This window comes from Chitinophaga sp. (assembly GCF_036566945.1).
In the GTDB taxonomy this organism is placed as follows: domain Bacteria; phylum Bacteroidota; class Bacteroidia; order Chitinophagales; family Chitinophagaceae; genus Chitinophaga.
Genome location: NZ_DATCVJ010000593.1, coordinates 1 through 3,387, shown reverse-complemented (window position 1 = coordinate 3,387; position 3,387 = coordinate 1). Strand labels below are relative to the sequence as shown.

The 3,387-nt window shown below is 44.4% G+C and carries 3 protein-coding genes; all 3 read left to right on the top strand.

Going from position 1 to position 3,387, the window contains the following annotated elements; translation table 11 throughout:
* Position 1: 1 nt before the first annotated feature.
* The 3 genes from VIP81_RS18100 to VIP81_RS18090 all read left to right on the top strand — a co-directional run bounded on the left by VIP81_RS18100 (position 2) and on the right by VIP81_RS18090 (position 2,978).
* Positions 2–1,237 carry a metallophosphoesterase gene (locus VIP81_RS18100; protein WP_331964074.1) on the top strand — a complete coding sequence of 412 codons (1,236 nt, stop codon included), beginning with the start codon at positions 2–4 and terminating at the stop codon, positions 1,235–1,237.
* Positions 1,238–1,350: 113 nt separating this feature from the next.
* Positions 1,351–2,256 carry a hypothetical protein gene (locus VIP81_RS18095; RefSeq protein WP_331964071.1) on the top strand — a complete coding sequence of 302 codons (906 nt, stop codon included), beginning with the start codon at positions 1,351–1,353 and terminating at the stop codon, positions 2,254–2,256.
* A 113-nt stretch (positions 2,257–2,369) separates the two neighbouring features.
* Positions 2,370–2,978, top strand: coding sequence for a porin family protein (locus VIP81_RS18090; protein WP_331964068.1), 609 nt, complete (start codon positions 2,370–2,372; stop codon positions 2,976–2,978).
* Positions 2,979–3,387: the final 409 nt, after the last annotated feature.

Here is a 3,387-nt window from a genome sequence, read left to right as displayed (position 1 = left end):
CATTGTTTTCCTCCTACTGCTGGATATTTATGTGTTCCAGGCCATCAGGGCCATGGTGTATATGTCTGCTCCCCGGGTCAGAAACATTACCTATTCTGTTTACTGGTTCATTTCTGTCAGCTGCCTGCTGCTGATTGCCTTACTGCCATATATCAACTGGCAAAATTGGCCTGCCCCGCTGAAATCATATCTGACGGCCATTTTTATGGGCCTGGTATTGGCAAAGCTGCTGGCATCCGTATTTCTGCTGATAGATGATTTGAGAAGAGGTGTGTTATGGCTGATCCGCCGTTTTGCCGGCAGCCCTGCCCCTGATACCACCGGAGTAGTGAGCGGCTTATCCCGCTCCCAGTTTTTGAACAGACTTGGACTGATCACCGGCGGAACCCTTTTTGCTACGCTGATTTACGGTTTTTCCAATAAATACAATTACCGGGTACATAAAATAAAAATGGCATTTAAGCACCTGCCGGCCTCCTTTAAAGGGCTGCGCATTGTGCAGATCTCTGATATTCACTCCGGCAGCTTCGCCAACCGGGAAGCCGTACTGAAGGGAATCAAAATGATTGCCGATCAAAAGCCGGACCTGGTGCTGTTTACCGGCGATCTGGTGAACGACCGCGCTGATGAAATGAAGGAGTGGATGGACGTATTCCGGGAGGTGAAAGCTCCTATGGGCGTGTTTTCTACCCTTGGTAACCACGACTATGGCGATTATTACGCCTGGCCTGATAAAACGCCCAATGGATACAGCGCTATGCAGCATGCAAACCTGGAACGCCTTAAGGCCTTGCATGGAGAGCTGGGCTGGAAGCTGATGATGAATGAAAATGTGGTGCTGGAACGCGGAGGTGAACAAATTGCGCTGCTGGGTGTGGAGAACTGGAGTGCCATTAAACGTTTCCCCCGTTATGGCGACCTGAAACGCGCTTACGAAGGCGTAGGACATATTCCATTTAAAATTCTTTTATCGCATGACCCTACCCATTGGGATGCGCAGGTGCTGACAGAATATCCGGATATCGCTATTATGTTGGCCGGACATACCCATGGCATGCAGTTCGGCGTGGAAATCCCGGGGCTGAAATGGAGCCCTGCCCAGTATTTCTATAAAGAGTGGGCGGGATTATATAAAAAAGGCGAACAGTTCCTGTATGTAAACCGTGGATTCGGATTTTTAGGCTACCCGGGCAGGGTAGGTATATTACCGGAAATTACGGTCATAGATCTGGTGTAGCAGGGGATTGGCCGACAGAAAAGCATTATTTAACCACACATTCGTCCTGTTCATAGGATCGGGGGCGTTAAATAATGATTTACGCTTATCTTGCGGCTACGTACTCATTAAACATGCGCCTATACTTCTTAACCTTCCTGTTGTTATGTAGCCGTATTGCAACGGGACAAACTTTAGCAGAGCTGGAGAAACAGCTTGATTCGCTGTTGCAGAAACGGCAAAAGAGTGAAGTTGTGGCTGGTATCGGGTATGGTAATAATCCTGCTTATGGCAGTAAAGTGACCAATTATGAGTCGATTGTGTTAAAAACATTTGTATCTCCTTCACTAAGCTATTATCATAAAAGCGGCTTCTATGCCGGGATTAGCAGTTATTATCTTTTTAATGCTACCAACAATCCCTGGTTCGAATGGGACATGACTGCCGGTTATGACTATACGAAAAATAAGAATTTTCTGACCGGTGTTTCTTACACACGCTATATATTTTCAGATTCCAGTGATGTGCCGGCAACGCCGATAAAGAACGAAATATTTGCTTATTTCTATTATCGAAAATGGTGGCTGCAACCCGGGGTGAGTTTCGATTACGGTTGGGGAAAAGACGTGAATGAGGCAGCACATCTCCGGGAAACCCTGCGTGGCAACGATTTTAATATCATCGCAGCCGTACGGCACCCGTTTATTTTTTCCGGTATTATGGGGCGGGGAGATGTATTACTGTTTACTCCGTCCATTAATTTAACTATGGGGACAGCCAACTATTACAGCAACCTTAAAGCTTTCCAATACATTACCCGATCTCCTCAACTGATGAACATTAAAAACCATCCGGGCAAGGAGCTGAATTTTGAAGATCATACCGAATTTGAACCCCGGGCAGCAGATCTTACCATGAATCTCTCTTATTTTGTAGGCCGCATTAACCTGGCGCCTTCCTTCACTGTTTTCAAGTCTTTCACCGGTTCTGAGCAGGGAATTATGAGTTATTTCACCGCACGTATGGCCTACAGTTTTTAATTTCTTTAACAAATAGCACGGAATTTGTATTTACGGCAATCGTAATTACGAAATAGGGGTATTGTTTATCAGGACCGTCTATATTTTAACCATTACTCAACAATACATAATTTATGAAAAAGCTGTTTTTCGCCGTAGCAGTGCTGACCATGGCTGCTGTATCAACTGTTAATGCACAAACTAAATTGCTTCGCTTTGGTATTAAAGGTGGAGCCAACCTTGGAAAGCTTGATGGAACCGGTTTTCAGGACGGATTTAAATTAGGTTATCACATTGGTGGATTTGCACAGGTGAACCTTGTAAAAGGATTCGGGGTACAAGGGGAATTGATATTTTCTTCTACCAAAACAAAAACTACAGATGATTTCAGTGAGATCTATAATACCGGAAACCTGAAAGATGATGGTAAGAACATTACAATGAGCTATCTCAGTATCCCATTGCTGGCAAATATTGATTTGGGAACTCCTCGTTTGAAATTGCAGGTAGGTCCTCAGTTTGGCGCTTTGGTAAGTGACAAAAAAGTACTGGGTGCTGCCAATGAGGCTTTTAAAGGTGGTGAAATTTCCGGTGTGGCTGGTTTATGGCTGCAGTTACCAATTATTAATGTCAGTGCACGTTATATCATTGGGTTTAATGACGTGAAGGGAATCAATGACGTGACTAATACAGGCAACTGGAAAAACCAGAGCATACAGCTGGGCGTGGGCGTTAGCTTCTAAGCAGTCGTTTTAATTGTCTGGCGGACATAATTTTATCCGCTGCAAATACCCGGAGGGAGGATAGATGCTATCAGCATTTATCCTCCCTCCGTTTTTGTTAATGGCTTGTAATTATGGGCCAAAAGCCGATCTGCCATCCAGTCACTTGGCACCAAACTTGACAATATAGGGATGCATTAAAAAAAGAGGACGTACACAGGATTGTCTGACAGAATGTCCTCATGAGGCTTTAAATATCTCAGATGAACAGATTTTATTTAGGAAATTCGGAAGATGAAATGGAGTTCATGCCTATTATCCCTTTGAATGAAGATGGGGAAGGACAGGAGGATGAAAACATTCCCGATGAACTGGCATTATTGCCATTAAGAAATACAGTATTGTTTCCGGGTGTTGTACTGCCAATTAC

Bases quoted from the DNA above. Each gene is read 5' to 3' on its own strand.
- VIP81_RS18090 (WP_331964068.1), top strand. From the start codon at position 2,370: ATGAAAAAGCTGTTTTTCGCCGTAGCAGTGCTGACCATGGCTGCTGTA.
- VIP81_RS18095 (WP_331964071.1), top strand. From the start codon at position 1,351: ATGCGCCTATACTTCTTAACCTTCCTGTTGTTATGTAGCCGTATTGCA.